The following is a 210-nucleotide window of genomic DNA, read 5'->3' as shown; positions in this document are numbered from 1 at the left end:
GGGCGACGTCGCCACGCTGAATGCGCTGGCGGTCGATGAACTGGTGGTCCAGAGCTATCAGGGCCGTCATACGGTAACGAATTATCAGGCGTATCTGCCTGCACTCAGTCGTCTGCGCATTCCGTTTAAGCTGGGGCTGGTGCAAAACGGTAGCCGGGACCCGCAGGCTGAAGCGCAGCTTGAGAAATCCCCGTGGTACCGCGGCACGGT

1 pseudogene is annotated in these 210 nt (G+C 61.0%); it reads left to right on the top strand.

Annotation, left to right across the window (positions count from 1 at the left end):
• Positions 1-210 (top strand): annotated as a pseudogene (locus FDX04_RS12175) (DUF3142 domain-containing protein); the annotation flags it as partial.

This window comes from Citrobacter sp. wls615, from assembly GCF_005281355.1.
GTDB classification, from domain to species: Bacteria; Pseudomonadota; Gammaproteobacteria; order Enterobacterales; family Enterobacteriaceae; genus Citrobacter; species Citrobacter werkmanii.
This window is presented reverse-complemented; position numbering and strand designations above follow the sequence as displayed.